Origin of the sequence: Sphingomonas sp. GV3, assembly GCF_031082075.1 — a bacterium.
GTDB lineage: Bacteria > Pseudomonadota > Alphaproteobacteria > Sphingomonadales > Sphingomonadaceae > Sphingomonas > Sphingomonas beigongshangi.
Genome location: NZ_JARWLE010000001.1, coordinates 156,440 through 176,119 on the forward strand (window position 1 = coordinate 156,440; position 19,680 = coordinate 176,119).

General features: G+C 68.0%; 15 protein-coding genes. 10 read left to right on the forward strand and 5 right to left on the reverse strand.

Annotated elements, in window-relative coordinates:
• Positions 1-25: 25 nt before the first annotated feature.
• Together RF701_RS00800 and RF701_RS00805 are read left to right on the forward strand one after the other, a co-directional pair.
• Complete coding sequence (locus RF701_RS00800; protein WP_308813747.1) at positions 26-1,132, forward strand: ABC transporter permease; 1,107 nt, start codon at positions 26-28, stop codon at positions 1,130-1,132.
• Entirely contained in the window at positions 1,129-2,238 is a 1,110-nt protein-coding gene (locus tag RF701_RS00805) for an ABC transporter permease (RefSeq protein WP_308813748.1), read from the forward strand. The genes RF701_RS00800 and RF701_RS00805 overlap by 4 nt, the downstream gene beginning before the upstream one ends.
• Positions 2,239-2,293: 55 nt before the next feature.
• Here RF701_RS00805 and RF701_RS00810 read toward each other — a convergent pair whose 3' ends face one another.
• Positions 2,294-3,301: an NAD(P)-dependent alcohol dehydrogenase gene (locus RF701_RS00810; protein ID WP_308813749.1), complete on the reverse strand. Its 1,008-nt coding sequence runs from the start codon at positions 3,299-3,301 to the stop codon at positions 2,294-2,296.
• Positions 3,302-3,628: 327 nt separating this feature from the next.
• Between RF701_RS00810 and RF701_RS00815 the strand changes: the two genes are divergently transcribed.
• Together RF701_RS00815 and RF701_RS00820 are read left to right on the forward strand one after the other, a co-directional pair.
• Positions 3,629-4,189: an alpha-ketoglutarate-dependent dioxygenase AlkB gene (locus RF701_RS00815; RefSeq protein WP_308813750.1), complete on the forward strand. Its 561-nt coding sequence runs from the start codon at positions 3,629-3,631 to the stop codon at positions 4,187-4,189.
• On the forward strand, positions 4,189-4,857 hold the full coding sequence (locus RF701_RS00820; protein ID WP_308813751.1) for a 3'-5' exonuclease: 669 nt from the start codon (positions 4,189-4,191) through the stop codon (positions 4,855-4,857). Before RF701_RS00815 ends, RF701_RS00820 begins: the two co-directional genes overlap by 1 nt.
• A gap of 33 nt (positions 4,858-4,890) precedes the next feature.
• Here the strand turns inward: RF701_RS00820 and RF701_RS00825 are convergent, their stop codons facing one another.
• Positions 4,891-7,890 (reverse strand): TonB-dependent receptor domain-containing protein, encoded by a 3,000-nt coding sequence (locus tag RF701_RS00825; protein WP_308813752.1) that lies wholly within the window; start codon positions 7,888-7,890, stop codon positions 4,891-4,893.
• 183 nt (positions 7,891-8,073) lie between these two features.
• Here RF701_RS00825 and RF701_RS00830 point away from each other — a divergent pair, with 183 nt between their 5' ends.
• From RF701_RS00830 to RF701_RS00840, 3 genes are read left to right on the forward strand one after another with little or no spacing between them, the layout of a single operon-like run.
• Entirely contained in the window at positions 8,074-9,324 is a 1,251-nt protein-coding gene (locus RF701_RS00830; RefSeq protein ID WP_308813753.1) for an extracellular solute-binding protein, read from the forward strand.
• A complete protein-coding gene (locus RF701_RS00835) occupies positions 9,321-10,202 on the forward strand; it encodes a sugar ABC transporter permease (protein ID WP_308813754.1) in 882 nt (293 codons plus the stop codon). The genes RF701_RS00830 and RF701_RS00835 overlap by 4 nt, the downstream gene beginning before the upstream one ends.
• A gap of 5 nt (positions 10,203-10,207) precedes the next feature.
• The gene (locus RF701_RS00840) at positions 10,208-11,044 is read left to right on the forward strand and encodes a carbohydrate ABC transporter permease (protein WP_308813755.1); all 837 of its coding nucleotides are present in this window, start codon (positions 10,208-10,210) and stop codon (positions 11,042-11,044) included.
• Here the strand turns inward: RF701_RS00840 and RF701_RS00845 are convergent.
• The 3 genes from RF701_RS00845 to RF701_RS00855 all read right to left on the reverse strand — a co-directional run bounded on the left by RF701_RS00845 (position 11,034) and on the right by RF701_RS00855 (position 15,757).
• Positions 11,034-12,122: an ABC transporter ATP-binding protein gene (locus tag RF701_RS00845; RefSeq protein ID WP_308813756.1), complete on the reverse strand. Its 1,089-nt coding sequence runs from the start codon at positions 12,120-12,122 to the stop codon at positions 11,034-11,036. The genes RF701_RS00840 and RF701_RS00845 overlap by 11 nt on opposite strands.
• A gap of 49 nt (positions 12,123-12,171) precedes the next feature.
• A complete protein-coding gene (locus RF701_RS00850) occupies positions 12,172-13,980 on the reverse strand; it encodes a glucan ABC transporter ATP-binding protein/ permease (RefSeq protein WP_308813757.1) in 1,809 nt (602 codons plus the stop codon).
• A gap of 220 nt (positions 13,981-14,200) precedes the next feature.
• Positions 14,201-15,757, reverse strand: coding sequence for a sodium:proton antiporter (locus tag RF701_RS00855; protein WP_308813759.1), 1,557 nt, complete (start codon positions 15,755-15,757; stop codon positions 14,201-14,203).
• A 200-nt stretch (positions 15,758-15,957) separates the two neighbouring features.
• Here RF701_RS00855 and RF701_RS00860 point away from each other — a divergent pair, with 200 nt between their 5' ends.
• The 3 genes from RF701_RS00860 to RF701_RS00870 are packed head-to-tail and all read left to right on the forward strand — an operon-like array spanning position 15,958 to position 19,642.
• Positions 15,958-17,304: an alpha/beta fold hydrolase gene (locus tag RF701_RS00860; protein WP_308813760.1), complete on the forward strand. Its 1,347-nt coding sequence runs from the start codon at positions 15,958-15,960 to the stop codon at positions 17,302-17,304.
• Entirely contained in the window at positions 17,301-18,827 is a 1,527-nt protein-coding gene (locus RF701_RS00865) for a GMC family oxidoreductase (protein ID WP_308813761.1), read from the forward strand. The genes RF701_RS00860 and RF701_RS00865 overlap by 4 nt, the downstream gene beginning before the upstream one ends.
• An 11-nt stretch (positions 18,828-18,838) precedes the next feature.
• Positions 18,839-19,642, forward strand: coding sequence for an SDR family oxidoreductase (locus tag RF701_RS00870; RefSeq protein WP_308813762.1), 804 nt, complete (start codon positions 18,839-18,841; stop codon positions 19,640-19,642).
• Positions 19,643-19,680: the final 38 nt, after the last annotated feature.

A 19,680-nucleotide genomic window follows, 5' to 3' on the forward strand; every position in this document is an offset into this window, starting at 1 on the left:
GGCGTCGGCACCGGCCGCAGCGATAGTGCGGGGCTGGCGCGCCGAATGCACACGGCTCCGCCGCTCGAGACTCGACCTGATCCTGCTGACCCTGATGCCCGCGGTGCTGCTCGGCCTCATGGGCGCGATGATCGCGCGCGGATCGGTGCGCGACGGGCCCGTGGTCATCGTCGATCATGACGGCGGTGCGCTGGCGCGCGCGATCCGCAGGACGGTGGACGCGTCGCCGATGCTGAGCGTCGCTGCCGTCACCCCGGACGTCGCCACCGCCATGACGATGGTACGATCCGAAAGGGCGCTCGCCATATTGGTGATTCCGCGCGGTATCGGGCTGGCCGGATCGCCGCCGGCGGAGATCCTGTACGAAGCGCAGTTCCTTGCCGCCGGGTCGACGGCACAGGCGGCCTTGCGGGCTGCCGTGACCCTGCGCGTCGCGCAATCGGCGCCGCGTTCCGCCGGGGTCGACGGCATTTCGCTGGGGCGCAGACCTTTGCCGGGCGTCCGCCTGACGCTTCTGGGCAACCCGACCGCCAGCCTCGGCTGGTACCTGGGATTGCTGCTTGGTCCGGCAGTGATCCATCTGTTGTTCGCAGTCTCGGCGATCGGCGCGGTGGCCCCACTGCTGGCCGGCAAGACCTTCGCCGGATATGCCCGTGTGACGGCGCGCCCGTCGCTCGACCTCGTCGGGCGGCTGGCGCCGCATGTGCTCGCCTGCTGGTCGTGGGGCACGGCGTGGATCGTCGCGCTGACGCTGCTCGGTGACTATCGCTTCGTCGGCAGCATATGGGCGGTGGCGGGTGGACTTCTCCTGCTCGCGCTGGCGACGGTGAGCGTCGCCCTGCTGTTGATCGCGACGACGCGGGAGATGGCCACCGCCCTGTCCGCCGCGGTGATCATCACCGGATCGGCGCTCGCCTATTCGGGCGCGTCGCTGCCGATCAACGGCGCGCCGCGGCTGGCGCAGGTGTGGAGTGCCGCGCTGCCGCTGACGCACTATATCCGCTTCGAGATGGATGTGCTGATCGGTGCGCATCCGCGGCCGCTGTGCGTCGAGGCGGGGGCTCTGCTGCTCTATCCGCTGATCGCCGGAGGTTTGGGCCTTTGGCTGGTCGCGCGGAGCGCACGGACATGACCCTGCGCGACGCGTTCGAGCGCACGCTGATCGAGATCGCGACGACGCGCGAACTGGTGTCGCTCGCGATCGTCTCGGTGCTCTTCTACGCCTTCTATTATCCCGCGCCTTATGCGCAGCAGGCGGCGGAGGGCATGAACCTCGTGGTCGTCGATCAGGGGCATTCGCCGCTCGGTCGGTCGATCACGCGGGCTCTCGAGGCGAGCCGCTCGGTCCATGTGGTGGGTGAAGCCATTGATCTGGCGGCGGCGGAGGATGCGGTGCTCGACCGACGCGCGGACGGTATCCTTTTCCTGTCGCGCGATCTCGACGCGATCGCGACGCATCCCGCGGCGATCAGGCCCGGGGCCGGTGCCATGCTGGTGGTGAACGCCGCCTATGCCGTGCGCGCGGAGGCGATTGCGCTGACCCTTGCCGATACGCTGGTCGACGCGGTCGCGCAGCGGGGCAGGGCGATCGACCGCAGGCTGCCTGACCCGGCGGGCCTCGTCCGCGTCCAGCCGCTGTTCAACACGACCGCCGGCTATCGCGATTACATTTTCCCGGCGGTCAGCAACATCATTCTCCAGCAGACGCTGCTGTTCGCGTCGGCGCGGCTCGCCGCCGAACGACGCAGACGACGCGCGGCGTTCGGCGGATTGCGGGCGTCGCTGGGGACCTGGGCGGCGATGACCCTGATCGGGATTCTCGCGCAATCGTTCTTCTTCGGCTTCGCCTATTGGATCCAGGACGTGCCGCGGGCGGGAAACATCGCCGGGGTGGTGCTGGCCATGCCGCTTTTCGCCGGCGCCGTTTCCGCGCTGGGGCTCGCGACCGGCCACGCGCTCGGCGACGGCGACGCGGCGCTCAAGCTGCTGATCCCGACCTCGGTGCCGCTCGTCTTCCTGGCGGGCTTCGCCTGGCCGCTGGATCAGATGCCCCCGTGGCTGGCGACGCTGGCCTGGGCGTCGCCGGCTACGCCGGCCATGCACCTCTTCGTTCGCTTCAACCAGATGGGGGCAAGCGTCGCGGAGGCGGCGGGGCCCCTGGCTGTCATGGCGCTGCTGGCCGCGGCATACGGCATGATCGCGATGACGATGCTGGCGAGGAAGACCGCGGCGGCCTGACCTTCCGCGCAGTGTCATGCCGCCGGCCGGCGGCGTCCCCCAAGCCGGGACCGCCCTACCACTCGATCCCGATCTTGCCGAAATGGCCGCCGCTCATCTCGTAGCGGAAGGCGTCGGCGAGATCTTCAAGACGGAAGCGGCGGTCGATCACCGGGCGGATGCCGCTGGCGTCCAGGGCGCGGATCATGTCTTGTTGCTCGCGGCGGCTGCCGACGATCAGCCCCTGCAGCCGGGCCTGCCGCGCCATCAGGGCGGCGGTGGGAACCTCGCCGGCGCCGCCGGTCAGGACGCCGATCAGCGAGATGTGGCCGCCGACCCGAACCGCCTCGATCGACTGGGCCAGCGTGCCGGGCCCGCCCACCTCGACGACATGGTCGACGCCGCGGCCGCCGGTCCAACCGCGTATCGCTGCCCCCCAATCTGACTGGCTACGGTAATTGAGCGTGAAGTCGGCGCCCATGTCCTTCGCCCGTTGCAGCTTCTCGTCCGAAGAGGAAGTGATGGCAACGGTCGCGCCCATCAGCTTGGCCAGCTGCAAGGCCCAGATGGACACGCCGCCCGTGCCGAGCAAAAGCACAATGTCCCCAGCCTTCAGCTTGCCGTCGACGACCAGCGCACGCCAGGCGGTCAGACCCGCGGTGGTGATTGTCGCCGCTTCGACCGCGTCATAGCCCCTGGGCGCCCTGGTAAAGGCCGTGGCGGGCATGACGACATGGTCGCGCGCGAACCCATCGATGCCGTCTCCGGGCGTGCGGCTGAAATCGCCCACGGTGGGCGGGCCGTCCTGCCAGTCGGGAAAGAAACAGGACACGACGGTGTCGCCCGGCGCGACGTCGGTGACGCCATCGCCGACGGCCTCAACGATCCCGGCGCCATCGGCCAACGGGATTCGGCCGTCTGCGGTCGGCATCCGCCCGGTGGCAACGCCCAGATCGTGGAAATTGAGCGAACTGCCGTGAAGCGCCACCCGGATTTCTCCTGCACCGGGCAGGCCAGGGTCGGGGCGATCCTGAAGCGTCAGGCGGTCCAGCCCGATCGGTGGTTGCAGTGTCATCGCCTTCATCTTCGAACTCCGCCGGGGTGGAGCTAGCTGAACGGATGAAGCGCCAACGCTTTCCCGCGTATGGCAAGATGCCCGCGCACGCCGGTCCAAGCCGCCCGGGCCTTCGCGTCCTTGCGGCGGCGTATCCCTCGCCCTACGTGATCCAAGACGGTGCCCCGTCGCGGGACGGGGCGTAAAGTCGGCCGGATCCGCATGTTTCGTCGGAGGCGCTGCATGCCTCGGACTTCGACGTGGCCGGACCGGCGGCACGCTAGCAGGAGCATCTCGCATGGCTGTCGGTCGGCGCCGTATCCAGCCTTTGCCCATAGCCATGAAGGTGGCGGATTGATGCTCGATCTCTTCGGGCTACCAGCATTGCCCGGCCTTGCGACCCGCCAGAGCATGATCACGGAGGAGGAGGAAGGCGTGTTGATCGACCGGATCGACGCGTCCCACCTCGAACCCTTTCGGTTCCAGGGCTGGACGGGCAAGCGGCTGACGACGTCCTTCGGGTGGAGCTACGACTTCGAGGTCGGCCGGCCCAAGGATGCGCCGCCGATACCGGACTGGCTGCTTCCTATCCGCGACAGGATGGCGGCATTTGCGCGGATCGGCCCGGAAAAGCTCATCCAGGCGCTGCTGATCCGCTACGATCCGGGCGCGGGGATCGGCTGGCATCGCGACCGGCCGATCTACGGCCATGTCGTCGGTATCTCGCTCGGCGAGCCAGCGACGATGCGTTTCCGGCGGCGGCGGCCCGGCGGGTTCGACCGCGTGGCCGTCCCGCTCGACCCGCGCGGCGGCTATCACATGGACGGTCCCGCCCGGCACGAATGGGAGCATAGCATCGCACCGATGGGACAGCCGCGCTGGTCGATCACCTTTCGCAGCGTTGCGGAGCAGCCGTGATGAACGCGGGGCAGGACGTGACGGAAGCAGCCGCCGGCCGCGCCGACACACCCGATTTCGTGGTCGTCGACGTCGAAACCGCATGTTCGCAGGTCAGCAGCATCTGCCAGATCGGGATCGTGGGCTTTCGCGATGGCAGAGAGATATTCGCGTATGAGACGCTGATCGACCCTCTCGACCGTTTCTCTTCGTTCAACATCCGCATCCATGGTATCACGTCCGACCGCGTGATTGGTTCGCCGACCTTTGCCGAGGTCCACGGGATCGTGGCGGAACACCTGGCCGGTCGCGTCGCCGTCGCGCATTCGCTGTTCGACAAGGGCGCGCTGGCGGCGGCATGCCTGATCCACGGGCGCGAGCCGATCGAGGCGACGTGGCTCGACAGCGTGCGGGTGGCGAAACGCGCATGGCCGGACCTGCCCAGCCACCGTCTCAATGTCCTGACGACGTTCCTGGGCTTGCCCCACAAGCACCATGATGCGCTCAGCGACGCGCGTGCCGCCGGGATGGTGATCGTCCGTGCGATCGAGCACACCGGCATGGACCTCGCCGGCTGGCTCGCACCGGCAAGTCCCAGGCGACGTTCGCGATCGTCCAAACGCGTCGACGGCGATGGCGTGTCGAACGGCGCGCCGGCCGTATCGACCGAACGACGGCCAGAGCCGTGAGCGCGATCGTCCGGCCCAGCCTGGGCCTGACGGTCAGCGCCGACTGCCGAGCTTCACGCCGACGTAGAGATAGCGGCCGAGGGACGGGATCGGATAATCGTAGCTGTCGACGTCCGGCTTTTGCCCCGTCAGGTTGTTGACGCCGCCGTACAGGGCGAAATCCGGCGCCACGGCATATTGAACCTGCACGTCATGCTGCCACAGCTCCTTGTAGCGCAGCAGGTCGGGGGCGGCGTAGTCCGGGTTGCCGTCCGTCGCCGCCTTGGGGAAGCGACGGGTGCGGTCGAACCAGCGCAGGTTGTAGCTGATCGTCAGACGATCGAGCGACCAGGTCGGCGAGGCGACGAAGTTGAACTTCGGACGGCCGGGCTGGTCGACCTGATCCTCTGGCTGCGCACCTGGCGTCGCGATCTGCTCCAGCCGGTCGAGATAGCCGCCGACGAAGCGCAGGTCGAACGTGCCGGCGCGCGACGTGCGGACGACATAGCTGAGGTTGACGTCGAGTCCAGCGGTCCGGAAGCTCGCGACGTTCTGCGGCTGGACGGAAAAGCCGTTGATATAGCCCGTGCCCTGCCGGCGACGGATCGCAGCGCAGAAGACGTTGGCGAGCGTCGGCTGATCGACGCAGAGATTGGCGATCGTGTTGGCGTCGGCGGTGTTGATCGCGTCGCGCAGACGGATGTCGTACCAGTCCGCCGAAACCGACAGGCCGGGCAGGAAGCGCGGGCGCAGGACGGTGCCGGCGGTCCAGGTGCGGGCGGTCTCTTCCTTCAGCCCGGGGTTGCCGGTGCGCGATCCGTTGATCAGCACCGCGGCATCGGGATTGTTGTTGGCGGTGAAGGTCGCGGGATTGCCGCCGAGCGAGTTGATCAGCGCGACGCAATTGGTGGCACGGGTCGCCGACCCGGCGTTGCGGTTCTCCAGATAGCATGGATCGACGAAGTAGTTGGTCGTCGGGCTCGTCGGCTGGAACAGCTCGCCGATATTGGGCGCGCGGACCGACTGTCCGTACGAGCCGCGGAACGTGATGTCCCGGATCGGTGCCCATACGCCGTTGAACTGCCAGGCCTGGGTCCGTCCGACGGTGGAATAGTCCGACAGGCGGCCAGCCGCGCCGACCGACAAAGTCTGTGCGAACGGCTGATCTTTCAGCAGCGGCAGGTTGAGTTCGCCGAACGCCTCCCAGACGTCGAAGGCGCCGCGCGAGCGCGAAATGACGTAATTGGGGTCGAAGCTGTCACCCTCGTCGTACTGGTACCATTGTTTTCCGGTCAGGAACCCGTTGGGATCGAAGCGGCTCGTCTCGCGCCGGTATTCGCCGCCGACCGCGAACTGGATCGGGCCGCCGGGCAGCGTGAACAGCGCGCCGAAGTCGCCGGTGAGTTGCGCGCTGACGACGGTCTGGGTCAGGCGCGCCGTGCTGACGTTGTCACGGTTGGTCGCCCAGGCCAGCGCGGCAGGGTCGTAGACTCCGGAGCCGAATGTGTTGAGCGGCAGGCAGCCACTGCCGGCACCGGGCGTGAAGCTATAAGCTGCCACTTGCAGCGCCGCTGGGTTGAGGTTGGACCGGCAGGTCGGGCGGCCGGTCGACGGGTCGGTGACGACGTCGAGCGCGGCGGTGAAGCGATCGTTCCAGCGGCTGTTGAGCTTGGTGATGCGCACGTCCGTCTGGCCGTAGGTCAACGACACGTCATATTGCGCGTGGTCGGTGACGCGGCCGCTGGCGTCGACCACGCCCCGCCACGTGCGGCGGCGATCGCTCTCGCCAAGCCGCGGAAAGTCGGTGTTGTTGCGGTTGGAGACGATCGTCGTCTCGCCGGCGAGCAACGCGGCGTTGCGCAGCGCCGTGGGGATATAAGGATTGTCGAGCGTGAAGACGGCCGGATAGTTTCCGGAGAAGCCGCCGAACGTGGTCGCGGTGCTCTGGACGAACTTGCCCTCCAGGCTCAGCTTGAACGCATCGGAAACGTCATAGTGCGTGAGCAGATTGACGGCGTGGCGTTCCGTCGCCGACAGCAGGTCGCCGACATAGCCCGCGACGGGCGTCGCGCTGCCGCCGCTGACGAAGCCGCCGCCGACCTGCGTACCCGGGTCGTAGCGGGTGCCGTCGCCGTTATAGGCGTTGCCGCCGATCTCTATATAGCCGCTGGGCGTGCCATAGGGGTAGCGCAGGTCGCCGGCGAGCACCTGCTGATACGACCCGGCTGCCGGGCCGTTATACGCCAGGTTGGGGACGAGATATTGGCGGTTCTCGCGTCGCAGGAACGCGCGGTCGTCGTTGCGCAGCGGGCTGTCGGCATTGTATTCGTAGAAAAGGGTGACGTTGCCGCGGCCGCCCGCGAAGTTGCGCCCCGCGCCGATCGAAGCGAAGCGATTGCCGGCGTCGCCCTGGTCAGAGATACCCATCTGCGCCCGCGCGGTGACGCCGTCGAAATCGCGTTTTAGGATGAAATTGACCACGCCGGACACGCCGTCGGCGCCATAGACGGCGGACGCGCCGCCGGTCAGCACGTCGACGCGCTCGATCAGGTCGGTGGGTATGGCGTTGACGTCCACCGCGGCACTGTCGATCTGGCTTGCGACGTGCCGGCGACCGTTGACGAGGACGAGGGTACGCGCGGTGCCGAGACCGCGCAGGTCGAGCAGGTTGAGTCCTGCCGCGCCATATAGCTGGCCACCCGGGCGATCGGATCCGGCGGATTGCGTGCTGTCGACCGAGTTGGTCAGCGCCGGCACGCGCTGCAGAAAGGACGTGACGTTGGTATTACCCGACTGCTGGATGTTCGCCGCGCCGAACGATACGATCGGATTGGGCGCCGCATAGTCCGGGCGCGTGATGCGCGAGCCGGTCACCACGATGTCAGCAGATCCGGACGTCTGGTCGGCGGGGGCAGCCCTGACGTCCGGGCCGGACTGTCTGACGGGCGCCGCGACGGGTGGTTGGGCGGGCGCCTCCTGCGCGGCCGCCTGGCCGATTGACGACAGCAGAACGCCCGCGACGATCGCGGCGCGGCAGCTTGCCTTATCCTGCATCCCATGTACCCCTTTGATGCGCCACGCGTTTCTTTTCTTGAGGCGCCAGCGGGAGGGAACGTTTCGGCTGCGCAATCGCTCCACCAACATGGGTTATATATTCGTGGCAGGATGAAAGCGCTCTTCCGGCGGCACATTGCGGTGCCGTCGGGCACGTCCCGTTGCGCGGACGCGAACGCCAGCATGCCGACGGCGCCGACGCGACGCACGGTCATCGCCGCACTGCCGGCGGCCCTGCTGGCGGGGTGTTCGAACCGCCGCGACCCGCGTGCCTTGTCGGTGTGGGCGATGAGTTATGAAGGCGATTACTCGCCCCTGCTCATGCCCACGTTCACCCGCGCCACCGGCATTCCGGTGGAGGTCCAGACGCTGCCCTGGACCGCGGCGCACGAGAAGCTGCTGACGGCTTTCTCCGGTGATTCCCTGCCCGATGTGCTGATGCTGCCCAATGGCTGGGTCGGCGAATTCGCCATGATCGGGGCCATCGCACCGCTCGCCGATCCCGCGCTCGTCGACGACGTGTTCCCTTCGGTGCGCGCGGCGATGCGCTATGGCGCCCATGACTATGGCGTCCCGTGGTTGGTCGCCCCGCAGATGCAATATTATCGGGCCGACCTGCTCGCCCGCGAGGGTTTCGGTGCGGTGCCGCTCGACTGGACCTCGTGGCGGCGCATGGGACTGGCGCTCAAGCGGCGGCGGCCAGACGACTATGTCGTGCTGTCCTACCTCAACTGGCCCGATACGTTGTTCACCTTCGCCGGTCAGGCGGGCGCGCCGCTGCTGCGCGATCGCGACACGCGCGGCGACTTCACCGGCCCCGCCTTCACCGAGGCATTGCGATTCTACAAATCCCTTTTCGACGACGGACTGGCGCCGCGCGCGCTCTCGACCGAGCTGCAGGACCCGATCGCCGCGTTCGCGCGGGGCTATTTCGCGATCTATCCGGGCGGACCGACCTTGCTGCTGGACCTGCGCAGGCGGGCGGCGGAGATCCCACCGGACCGCTGGGCCGTGACCAGAATGCCAGGTCCGCGCGGGCCGGGCGCCGTCGACGGGATCAGTGCCTGCCTCGCGGTCGCCCGCAGCAGCCCTCGGCCGACGGAGGCCTGGGCGCTCGTCCGCCACATGACGTCGGCGCGGAGCGAGCTGCAGTTTCAGGCGATGATCGGCAATTTGCCGGCGCGGCGCAGCGCCTGGTCGTCCCCCCAACTCGCCACGCCGCGACTCGCGGCGTTCGCCGCGCAGATGCGACAACCGGCATCCCAGCCCGCGATCGTCGAGATGGAGCGGATCCGTGCCGAGGTCCAACTGATCGCGGAGCGCGTCGTGCGCGCTCAGCTGACGGTGGAGGAGGGCACGCTGCTGATGAACCGCCGCGTCGATGCATTGCTCGCGAAGCGCCGCGCATTGGTCGAGGCAGGACGGATCGCATGACCCGGCAATCGCGCACCGCATGGCTTTTCACGATGCCGGTTCTGGCCATCATCCTGCTCGTGTTCGTCGTTCCGACGGCGCTGGCGCTGGGGCTTTCGGTCACCGACTACAGCATCTACGCGCTTGCCGACCCGGCCAATCTGCACTTCGTTGGCCTCGGCAATTTCGCCGATTTGTTCGCGACCCCATTGTTCTGGCGGGCGATGGCGAACACGGCCTTGTTCGCGCTGCTGGGTGTACCGATGGCGATCGGCACGTCGCTGGCGGTTGCCCTTCTGCTGCATGATCGCACCGTGCGATGGAAGCCGCTGTGGCGCGTGCTGCTGTTCGCGCCCTACGTCACCAGCGTGGTCGCAACCTCGGTGGTTTGGCGTTTCGTGCTCAACACGCAGTTCGGCCTGCTCAACTACGCCCTGCGCGCAATCGGCGCGCCCGGGGTCGACTGGCTCGGCAATCCGCGCGCCTCGATTCCCGCCATCCTGCTGTTCGTGACGTGGAAGGTGTTCGGCTACAACATGATCGTCTTCACCGCCGCGCTTGCGGCGGTACCCGTCGACCTGATGGAGGCTGCACGACTGGACGGCGCGGGCCGCTGGATGCGCTTCCGTCACGTCACGCTGCCGGCGATCGGACCGACGCTGCTGCTCGCCGCGGTGATGAGCGTGGCGGGCTTCCTCCAGATCTTTGCGGAGCCCTATGTAATGACGCTGGGCGGGCCGTCGCAGAGCACCACGACCGTGCTCTATTTCATGTTCGACGAAGGGTTCAAATGGTGGAACCTCGGCCAGGCGTCCGCGGTGGCATTCATACTCTTCGTGCTGATCCTGCTGCTGACGATGGTCCAGACGCGTATCGGGCGCCGCTACGAATGGCTGTGAGCCCGATGCGGAGGCTGCTGGCCAATGCGGCGGTGGCGCTGGTCACCGCGGTCACGATCCTGCCCCTCGTCTGGATGGTGCTGGTGTCGTTCATGCCGCGCGGCGCCTCGAGCGCGTATCCGCCACCGTTGTGGCCGACGCGCTGGACGTTGGAGAATTACCATGAGCTGCTCTCGCGTCGACTGATCGACGGCGCCTGGTTCGACTATCGCGTGTTGCCGGCGCTGTGGAACAGCGTGCTGGTCGCGGTGATTTCCACCATGCTCGGCCTGCTCCTCACGGTGCCGGCGGGTTATGCCTTCGCCAAGCTGCGCTTCCGCGGGCGCGAGCGGCTGCTGCAGGCGTTGATCGCGGCGCTGGTCGTGCCGGGGCAGGTCGCGATGCTGCCGCTGTTCCTCATCTTCAAGGAACTCGGGTTGGTCAACAGCTATGCCGGCGTCATCCTTCCCAGTCTCGCCGGCATCTTCGCCGTGCTGTTCGTGCGGCAGGCGACGCTCGCGATACCGGACGAGATGCTGGATGCGGCGCGCCTCGACGGCGCCAGCGAGATACGAATCTTCGTCTCGATCGTGCTGCCGCTGCTCGCGCCCGTTACCGTGACGTTGGCGGTCTTCCTGTTCCTCGGAAGCTGGAACGATTTCCTCTGGCCGCTGATCGTGCTCGCCGACCAGCACCTCTACACGCTGCCCGTTGCGGTGGCGGCGATCGGCCGCGAACATGCCGCCGATGGGGAGTTGATGATGGCCGCCGCCGTCGTGACGACCCTGCCGGTGCTGGCCATCTTCCTGGCGTTGCAGCGCTATTACATCACCGGCCTGCTGGGTGGCAGCATCAAGGGGTAGGCCGGGCAAAGGCGCGTCCGTCACCGTCGAACAGCAGCACGTCGGACGAGGCCGCGCCCATCCGCAGCGGCTCGCCCAGCGTCGCCTGCCGGTCGCCCGGCAGCTGCGCGACGATCGGCTCCCCACTTCCCGTGCCGAGATGCGCGAAGGAGAGGGGGCCGAGCCGCTCGAACAGCTCGATCGGCCCTGCAAAGGCGCCATCGGGCGATGGGGTCAGATGTTCGGGCCTGATCCCCAGCGTCACCGATCGTCCGATCGCCTCGCGGGGCACCTGCGCCGCCACCGCCTGTGTCGCGCCACCGGCGAGCCGCACCGTCGCCCCCGCGCCGTCGGCCGCGACGATCTCCCCCGGCAGCAGGTTGATGCCGGGCGACCCGATGGCGCGGGCAACCGCAAGCGTCGCGGGCCGGTAGTAGAGATCCATCGGCGCGCCGACCTGCTCGACATGGCCATGCGCCATCACGACGATGCGGTTGGCGAGCGTCATCGCCTCCAGCTGGTCGTGCGTGACGTAGATCATCGTGCAGCCGAGGCTCTGATGCAGCCGCGCGAACTCGTGGCGCATGCGGACGCGCAGCGCCGCGTCGAGGTTGGACAAGGGCTCATCGAGCAGCAGGACCTGCGGGTCGCGCACCACCGCGCGCGCGATCGATACACGCTGACGCTGCCCTCCCGACAAGGCACGAGGACGGCGGTCCAGCAGACCGCCGAGGTCGAGCGTCGCCGCCACCGCCGCCACGCGGCGCGCGATCTCCGCCTTCGGCCGCCCGGCGATCTTCAGCGGAAAGCCGATATTCTCCGCAACGGACAGATGGGGATAGAGCGCATAGGATTGGAAGACCATCGCCAGCCCGCGCTCGGCGGGCGGGACGTTCGTCACGTCGCGTCCGCCGATCAGGATGGTCCCGCCCGATGCTTCCTCGAGCCCCGCGATCAGGCGCAGCAGCGTCGACTTGCCGCAGCCGGAAGGCCCGACGATGACGACGAATTCACCGTCCGCGATCGAAAGGCTGGTCGGCTGCAATACCGTCGTGTCGCCGAAGCGCTTGCTTACCCCCTCGATCGCGACGCTCGCCAAGCCGGCACTCCTTGATGAGCGCCGGTTGTCCACGTCTTTGCGGGGCGGTTCAAGCGTTTGTACGGATCGCCACGCGATCGGCCCGTGTAGCGTCGGCGTCGTCATTCGCGGCGGCTTGGGTCAGCCCGCCGTCGCGGGCGAGCGCTGCGAAGGCGCCGCCGGCGGCGAGCAGCGCGTCGAAGCCGCCCTGCTCGATGATCCGTCCCTGGTCGAGGACGATGATGCGATCCGCCGCCCGCACCGTCGACAGGCGATGCGCGATGACGAAGGTGGTGCGCCCCTGGCGAAGCCGGTCGAGGCTTTCCTGAAGCCGTGCTTCGGTCGCGACGTCGAGCGCGCTTGTCGCCTCGTCGAGCAGCAGGATCGGCGCGTCCTTGAGCAGGGCGCGGGCGATCGCGATCCGCTGGCGCTCGCCCCCGGAAAGCCCCTGACCGCGGTCGCCGACCGGCGTGGCGAATCCCTGTGGCTTGCGTGCGATGAAATCGTAGGCGCCGGAGATGCGGGCGGCGTCCTCGATCGACTCCAACGTCGCAGCGGGGTCGCCCATTGCGATATTCTCCGCGATGGAGCGGTTGAACAGTCCCGCCTCCTGGAAGACGACCCCCGTCGCCGCGCGGAGCGAGGCGAGGGTGACATCGCGGATGTCCTGCCCATCGACGAGGATGCGGCCGGCGCCTGGATCATAGGCCCGTTGCAGCAGTCCGAGCGCCGTCGACTTGCCCGATCCGGTGGGTCCGACGATCGCGACCGTCTCTCCGGGCGACGCGGTGAAGTCGAGGTCGTGCACCGCGCCCGATCCCGTCGGATAGCGGAAGGACACGTTCTCGAAGCGCACCTCGCCGGCGGTGACGCGCAGCGCCGGGGCGCCGGGCCGTTCCGCGATATGCGATTCCTGATCGAGCACGGCGAAGAACTGCCCGAGGGTCGGCAGCCGCTGCGCCACATCGACGATGAAGGTGGTCAGCATCTCCAGCCGCGCGATCATCAACGTCGCGAATCCGACAAAGGCGACGACATCGCCGATCGTGGCGAGCCCCCGCGCCACCAGCATCGAACCGACCCCGAAGATGGCGACGATCGCTATCGACGAGGCGCCGCGGGTCAGCACCGCCGACAGCGCCCACCAGTTGAGCACCGGATATTGGGCGTGCAGAAGGTCGTGCAGCGACATCTTCACCTGGCGCAGTTCGCCTGGCACCGCGAGAAAGCTCTGCAGGACGGAGACGTTACCAAGCAGGTCGCCCAGCTGCCCCGACAGGTCGGTGAAGCGGGTCTCCACCTGGGCCTGGCCGCGGGCGGTATGCTGCATGACGATCAGGTTGACGAGCGCGTAGACAACGAGCAGCGCGACGAGCACCAGCGCGAGGCGCCAGTTGGTCAGCAACGCGATTGGCAGAACCGCGAGCAGCACCACCGCGTTGGTGACCTGATCGCGCAGCAGGGGCAACCAAACGAAGAACAGGCTCTCGCACCCCGCGATCATGATCCGCATGAGCCGACCCGACCGGGCCTGATGGTGGAAGGACGGCGGCAGCGCGAGAAGATGCTCGACGAAGCCGGCCATGGACGCCAGTCGCCGCCGATGGGCGAGGCGGTCGGACCCGAGCGAGATGACCATCGCCGACATGAAAGCGGTGACGCTGATCGCGCACCACAGGGCGACATAGTCGAGCGGGTTGGCGCCCTTTGCCAAGCCGTTGATGGCGCGCCCGAACAGGACGGGCTCCAGGACTTGGAGGAGGGCGATGAGGGCGCCCGCCGCAACCAGTGCCGTCACCTTGCCCCGCTCGGGGTGCAGAAGCGCGAGCGCGCGGCGGAAAACGATGCGCGGTCGCGCGCTGGCACGGGTGAAAGGCATGGTTCTGCTCAGGGAATTGCAGCCGGACGACGGCGTGCGCGGCGTAGAGCAGGGATGGCGGCAGGATTGTGAACGCAAAGCCAAAAACGCGTCGTATTGCGCCGAGACGTGGCAAATCAGCGTCATTACGAGCAAGGGAGCGGAACAAACTGGTCCGTCATGCGTCTTGCGCGGCCGGACGGTGGTCGGCGACGATTGGGACAGCGTGGGCCCGGAGCGTTCAGCCGGCTATGGTCGTATGCTCGTCGAGGAACAGGCGTATCTGTCGTTCCTCCAGGTCGAGTTCTTGCGTCAGGGTCTGGAGGGTATCGCCGTCGATCTCGTCACGGCGTTCCTGTAATTGCTTGCGGGCATGCTCGATGGCGGCGAGTTTGGCCTCTGCGCGCGCGACCGTCCGCGCGCTGGGACCGGTCCGATCGACCGCCTGTGCGCGCTGGCGCTCGTTGTGGAAAGCGTCGACGGGATCGGTCGTCGTCGTCGCCGTGCCGAGGCCGACGCCGGCGATCGCGGCTGCCACCATCTCACGTGCGGCGACCGTTGCCGGGTCGACCGCCGCGATGTCGGGATCGCGGACATCGCACCACGCGATGAGCAGCTTCAGCGTGGTCCCCTGGATCACCAGGGTCGAGAAGATTGCGCAGAAAGCGAGGAAGACGATGATATCGCGGCCCGGAAAGGAAACCGGCAGCGCCAGGGCCACGGCGAGGCTGACGACACCGCGCATACCCGCCCAGGAGATGATCGTCGGATAGCTGAGCGGTGGCGTGAAGCTGCCGCCGCGGATCGCCGCGACCAATGCGGAGGCGGGATAGAAGGTGACGAACACCCAGACGAAGCGCGACGCGATCAGCACGGCGGAGACGGCGGCGCCAAGCAGCAGTAGGTCGCCCGCCGCATATTCGCTCAACCGCGCGAGGATACCACGCAATTGGAGGCCGACGAGCAGGAAGACGAGACTGGCGAGGACGAATTCGACCAACTCCCATGAACTCGTCGACTCCAGCCTCGTCTGTGCCGCAAGTCTGATCTGTGCGCGACCGATCATCCCGCCGCACGCGACGGCGGCCAGCACGCCGGACCCGTCGATCCATTCAGCGGCAAAATAGCTGGCGAAGGCGGCGAGAAACGACGTGACGATCTCGAGGAAACGGTCCTTGAGATGGAGCATCAACCAATTGGCGCCCGCGCCAGCGATCAGGCCCGTGCCGACGCCCACCACGGCGGGCAGCGCGACCGAGCTTGCCAGGCCGTGGAAGCGGAAAGCGCCAGCCAGCGTCGCGGCTACGGCGATCCGGTAGAGGATCAGCGCCGACGCATCGTTGATCAGGCTTTCGCCCTCCAGGACCGCGATGATGCGCTTGGGCAGGCGGAAGCGCTTCAACACCGACGTGGCCGCGACCGCGTCCGGCGGCGCGACGATCGCCCCGAGCGTGATCGCCGCGGGCCAGGACATATCGGGGATGAGCTGTCGTGCCGCCACCGCCACGCACGCGGTCGTGAACAGCACGGCGCCGAATGCCAGCAGAACGATATAGACGATGTTCGAGCGGAAGGCGCCCCAGTCGGTCCGCAGGGCGCTCGCCTGCAGCAGCGGCGGCAGGAACAGGGCCAGCGCGACCTCGGGTTCCATCACGATCGTGGGCAGTCCGGGCATGAACGCGAGTGCCATGCCGCCCAGGACGAGCATGACCGCGGCGGGGACGCGCAGCCAATTGGCCGCCAGCGTCAGGGCAAGCGAGGCGGCGATCAGCGACAGGGTGATCTCGAGCGTCTGCATGGTCTCCGCCGGCGGTAGCAGGTTCCACTGTAACGCATGTGATGCTCGGTTCGTCGCAGATGCCGGAGGCTTCCAGTGGTCAGGATGCGCGCCATTTTCGGGGCATTAGCCGCCCGTGATCGGATTTTCCGGTGATCTTCGGAACCGAAAGCGGCGGTTCGGCTTCATCATGGGATACTAATCCATATGAAAGTCCGAGCGTGGCAAGTTTGTATTTCCTCCACGCGCTGGGCGGTAGCGCGCGCGAATGGGATCGCGTGGTCGTGGCACTGGGCGACGATTTCGACTGCATTCCGCTCGACTTACCTGGGTTCGGCGGAAGCGCCGACGCGGCATCCGACGTCACTGGTCTGGTCGACTGGTTTGCAGCGGAGGTCGGGCGTCGGCAACCGCAGAGCTGGGCGGTGATCGGGCATAGCATGGGCGGCAAGATCGCGACGCTTGCCGCCGCTCGCGCCCGCGAGGGTGATCCGTCCTTCGCCGGGCTGGCGGCGGTCGTGCTGCTCGCCGCCTCGCCGCCCGCGCCGGAGCCGATGGCGGAGGATCGTCGAGCCAAGATGATCGGCTGGTGCGCGGGAGGCGGGATCGACACCGCCGATGCGGAAGCGTTCGTCGACGCCAATACCGCCGCGTCGCTGTCTGGCCCGGATCGAGCGCAAGCGATCGCCGACGTCGAGCGATCCGGCTGCGCCGCCTGGACGGCCTGGCTCGAGCGGGGCAGCCGCGAAGACTGGCGGTCGGAGGCGGGCATTATCGCGTTGCCCGCGCTCATCGTTGCCGGGGGAGAGGACGGCGATCTGGGCGTCGAGGCGCAGCGGCGGCTCAACCTGCCGCATTATCGCGATGCGCGCGTCGAAGTGGTGGACGGCGCGGCGCATCTGCTGCCCTACGAGCGACCTGCGGAAGTGGCCGCGCTGATCCGCGATCACGTCGCGCCAGCCTTTGCCCGCGCGCTGCCGGCGCCCTTTGCTGCGCTGCTCGCTTCCGCTCGCGTCAGCCGGCGTGCGCGCGCGGCAATGATGGATCGCCATGCCGCGCCGGACGCGGCCGGAACGCTGTCCACCGCGCAACGGGCGACGCTGGTCGCGCTGATCGAAACCCTGCTGCCGGGAGCGGTCGACGCGCCCGACCTCGCACGGCGCATCGATGCGTCGCTGGCGGAGGGGCGGGGCGACGGCTGGCGCCTCGCCGACCTGCCCGCGGATGCGCTGGCGTGGCAATGGGGGCTGGACACGCTCGAAGCCCGATCCCCCGGTTTCGCGAGCGCAAGTGCGGCACGGCGCGAGGAGGCGCTGCGTGCCATCGGCGAGGACTCCGGTGAGGATGGCGGCGGCGAGGCGCAAATCGAGCGTCGGCACATGCGGCTGTGGTTTGCCGAAGCGCGAGCCGAGGTTGCGCGTCAGTGGGTGGCGCTGCCGGCGACGATGGCGCGCATCGGCTATGACGGCTTCGCGGTGGGCGGCGACGACATGCCGTTGCCGGGCTATCGGCTGACCGCCGCGAACGCGCACGAACCGTGGCAGTCGCTGCTGGGCAGGCCGGCATGAGCGATCCGAGGAATCCGGCGGATGTGGTCATCGTCGGCAGTGGCGCCGGTGGCGCCCCGCTCGCCGCGCGTCTGGCGCAAGCGGGGCTGTCGGTCGTCGTCCTTGAGGCGGGACGCGCCTTTTCGCCCCTCGACCATGTCCCGGACGAACTCGCGGCCGATATCTACTGGATGGAAGAGCGGCTGAGCGGCGGCGCGGACCCCACCGCCTTCGGCGCGAACAATTCGGGCATGGGGGTGGGCGGCTCGACCTTGCACTGGGGCGCGTTCTGCCCACGACCGGACAAGCGCGACCTAGGGCTCCGCAGCGAGACCGGGCAGGGAGAGGACTGGCCGATCTCCCATGACGAATTGATCCGCTACGTCGATGCCGTCGAGCGTTTCGTCGGCGTATCGGGACCGGCGCGCTACCCCTGGGATGCAGACCGGCGGTACGAGCTGCCACCTGTCGCCCGCAACGCCTCCGCCGAAGCGATGGCAAGCGGATGCGAACGGCTTGGCATCACCGCGACCGACGCTCCCGCCGCTCTGGTATCCCGCGACCGGGTCCAGCCGCATTGGGGCAGGCGTCATGCCTGCATCAACTGCGGCACCTGTCATCAGGGTTGCCGCACGGCGGCCAAGGCCAGCACCGACACGACGTGGCTGCCGCTCGCCGTCGCGCATGGCGCCGACATTCGCGCGGAGAGCCGCGTGATCGACATCGAGCGCGACCACGCCGGTAGGGTAACCGGCGTCGTCTATGATCGCGGCGGCGAGCGGCTGCGGCAGGGCTGCGGCGCGCTGTTCCTGTGTGCGGGCGGCATCGAGACGCCGCGACTGCTGCTGAACCTCGGCCTCGCCAATTCGAGCGGCCAGGTCGGCTGCAACTTCATGGCGCATGTCGCGACGCAGGTCTGGGGTCGCTTCGACGCGGAAATGCGGATGAACCGCGGCTATCCTTCGTCGCTGATCACTGAGGACATGGTGCGCGCCGAGAACGCCGGCCATGCCGGGGGGTATCTCATCCAGAGCCTCGGCGTGATGCCGGTGACGCTCGCCGCCAATCTGGCGCGCGGAGCTGGCCTGTGGGGGGCGCCGCTGGTGGCGATGATCGACGATTACAATCGTCTCGGCGGGATTGGGATCAACGGCGAATGCCTGCCGTCGGCGGACAATCGGCTGACGCTGGCCGAGGAGACCGACGCCTTCGGCCTGCGCAAGGCGCGCATCGATTTCAGCTATGGCCCCAACGAGCAGGCTATCGATTTGCATGCACGACGGACGATGACCGCGATCTGGGAGGCGGCGGGCGCGCGCGATATCCTCGCCGTCGCCCGTTCCGCGCATACGATCGGGACCTGCCGGATGGGGCGCGACGGCGATCGCGCGGTGGTCGATGCCGACGGGCGAAGCTTCGACATCGACAATCTGTTCGTGTGCGACAATTCGATCTTTCCGAGCGCGCTTGCCGCCAATCCGGCGTTGACGATCATGGCGCTGTCGCTGCGCACCGCCGACCGTTTCCTCGCGTCGCGGGGGTGAAGGAGAAGATGATGGATCTGGGTATCAACGGCCGCATCGCGCTGATCAGCGGTGCCGATTCCGGAATGGGCAAGGAGACGGCGCGCCTGCTGCTCGAGGCCGGTGTTCGCGTCGCGATCACGGACAAGCCCGATGGCACGCTCGATCAGGCGGTCGAGGAACTGTCTCCGCTGGGTGAGATCGTCGCGGTGACCGGCGACGTGACCAAGATCGACGAGGTCGAGAAGGTCTGGCGCGACGTTCGCGAGCGGCTGGGCGAGCCCGACATCTACGTCAATGCAGCAGGCGTGACGGGCGCGACCGGCGATTTCCTCGACGTCGACGACAAGGGCTGGCTGGAGACGCTGAACATAAACCTGATGGGCGCGGTACGCATGTGCCGCGAGGCCATCCCCGCGATGCGGCGCAAGGGCTGGGGACGGATCGTCCTCTTCGCCTCCGAGGATGCGGTGCAGCCCTATGTCGACGAACTGGCCTATTGTGCGTCCAAGGCCGGGATCCTCAGTCTCGCGAAGGGGCTGTCCAAGGCCTATGGCTGCGACAACGTGTTGGTCAACACGGTGTCGCCGGCGTTCATCGCGACGCCGATGACGGACGCGATGATGCGCAAGCGGGCGGAGGAAAAGGGCACGTCGTTCGAGGAGGCGATCGCGAGCTTCCTGAAGGAGGAGCGGCCGGGCATGGTGCTGAAGCGCCGCGGCAAGCCCGAGGAGGTTGCCGCGGCGGTCGCCTTCCTGTGCTCTGAGCGGGCCAGCTTCATCAATGGCGCAGGCATCCGCGTCGATTCCGGGTCCGTGTTCACGATCGCCGGCTGAGGCTGGACGGCTATCCCGGCATCGAACGGATGCCGGGA

Coding starts and splice junctions, on each gene's coding strand:
- RF701_RS00810 (WP_308813749.1), bottom strand. CDS start 3,301: ATGAAGGCGATGACACTGCAACCACCGATCGGGCTGGACCGCCTGACG.
- RF701_RS00835 (WP_308813754.1), top strand. CDS start 9,321: ATGACCCGGCAATCGCGCACCGCATGGCTTTTCACGATGCCGGTTCTG.
- RF701_RS00805 (WP_308813748.1), top strand. CDS start 1,129: ATGACCCTGCGCGACGCGTTCGAGCGCACGCTGATCGAGATCGCGACG.
- RF701_RS00820 (WP_308813751.1), top strand. CDS start 4,189: ATGAACGCGGGGCAGGACGTGACGGAAGCAGCCGCCGGCCGCGCCGAC.
- RF701_RS00815 (WP_308813750.1), top strand. CDS start 3,629: ATGCTCGATCTCTTCGGGCTACCAGCATTGCCCGGCCTTGCGACCCGC.
- RF701_RS00865 (WP_308813761.1), top strand. CDS start 17,301: ATGAGCGATCCGAGGAATCCGGCGGATGTGGTCATCGTCGGCAGTGGC.
- RF701_RS00850 (WP_308813757.1), bottom strand. CDS start 13,980: ATGCCTTTCACCCGTGCCAGCGCGCGACCGCGCATCGTTTTCCGCCGC.
- RF701_RS00840 (WP_308813755.1), top strand. CDS start 10,208: ATGCGGAGGCTGCTGGCCAATGCGGCGGTGGCGCTGGTCACCGCGGTC.
- RF701_RS00870 (WP_308813762.1), top strand. CDS start 18,839: ATGGATCTGGGTATCAACGGCCGCATCGCGCTGATCAGCGGTGCCGAT.
- RF701_RS00830 (WP_308813753.1), top strand. CDS start 8,074: ATGCCGACGGCGCCGACGCGACGCACGGTCATCGCCGCACTGCCGGCG.
- RF701_RS00825 (WP_308813752.1), bottom strand. CDS start 7,890: ATGCAGGATAAGGCAAGCTGCCGCGCCGCGATCGTCGCGGGCGTTCTG.
- RF701_RS00855 (WP_308813759.1), bottom strand. CDS start 15,757: ATGCAGACGCTCGAGATCACCCTGTCGCTGATCGCCGCCTCGCTTGCC.